Raw genomic sequence first — 1,170 nt, 5'->3', positions numbered from 1 at the left:
CGCCCGCAACGTGGTGCGCAATCCCAAGGCAATCCGCATCTTCAACCGCACCGGCGGCACGCTGCTGGTCGGCGCCGGCATCGCCACGGTGGCGATGCGTTCCAGCAACTAGGCTCTCTTTTTGGCATGACCCCGAAACTGTTTTTCGGGGTCACGATCGGCCTTACCATTTGACGCTGAAGCCGAGATTGCCTTCGAGGATACGGCGTTTGTCGCCGCCGAGATTGGTGGTGTAGTCGCCGGTGGCGAAGATGCTGACCTTGTCCGTCACCTTGGCGATCACGCCGCCGCCGAATTCGAACGAGGTCGATTTGCCCTCGGTCGAGATATCGGTGGTGTCGAAATTGACATGGCTGGTACCGCCGAAATCGTGCCAGATGTTGGCCTTGAGGTAGGGCTGCAGCGCCATGCCGTTGATCGTTGTCTCGCCTTGCAGCCGTGCGCCCAGCCGGCCGGTGACGCTGCCGTCGGAATCGAAGGAAACCGAAGCAAAGCGGTCCGAGGTATCGTCGAGCGACAGATGCTGCCAGACCAGTTGCGCCTGCGGCTCGAGCGTCCAGCCTTGTCCTAGCGCTATGGGATAACCGCCTTCCAACGAAGCTGTGACGCCGGTGCCGCCGACATCGATGCCGATGTCACGCGACGATGTCGCATTTCCCCCGAAGAAGGTGGCCATCAAGACGCCGTCCAGATACCAACCGCCTTGGCCGATGCGGGTCCAGTAGCCGCCGACACTGGTGCCGTCGAGATCGATACCGCCGACGGATAGATTGTCCTGTCCCAGCGCCTGGCCGCGCACATCACCATTCATGCTGGCATAGGCGATGAACAGGCCGGCGCGATCGACCGAACCGGAGCTGGTTTCTCGGCCGAACAGATCGAAGCCGCCCTGGAAGCCGAACAGTGTGCCGTCGAAAGACGGCGACACCGTTCCCGACCAGGCCATCTTGGTGTCCTGACCGAAAATGCGGCCCCAGACCGGCGACAGCTCCATGTTCGACAACAGGCTCTGCTCGCCGCGCCGTTCGTGGAAGGTACCGAGCGTGGTCATCGCCAGATGTTCGGCGACCGGCGGCAAGGCCGAATAGACCGGAACCTCGATGCGATAGAGCAGGATTTCCTCTCCCGCGGCCGGTGTCGGCAGGTCGGGCGCCGCCGTCGGCACCACCG

Annotated in this window: 1 protein-coding gene and 1 pseudogene; one reads left to right on the top strand and one right to left on the bottom strand. The window is 63.0% G+C overall.

What is annotated here, in order from left to right; all coding sequences use genetic code 11:
• Positions 1-112 (top strand): annotated as a pseudogene (locus tag EN935_RS42535) (LysE family translocator); the annotation flags it as partial.
• Between the two features lie 51 nt (positions 113-163).
• Here the strand turns inward: EN935_RS42535 and EN935_RS36910 are convergent.
• The coding region (locus EN935_RS36910) for an autotransporter outer membrane beta-barrel domain-containing protein (RefSeq protein WP_127374288.1) at positions 164-1,170 on the bottom strand (1,007 nt) is incomplete at its 5' end.

The sequence above is a fragment of the Mesorhizobium sp. M7D.F.Ca.US.004.03.1.1 genome (assembly GCF_003998635.1).
GTDB classification, from domain to species: domain Bacteria; phylum Pseudomonadota; class Alphaproteobacteria; order Rhizobiales; family Rhizobiaceae; genus Mesorhizobium; species Mesorhizobium loti.
Note: the sequence above shows the minus strand (reverse complement) of the source record. Positions and strands in the feature narration are given on the sequence as shown.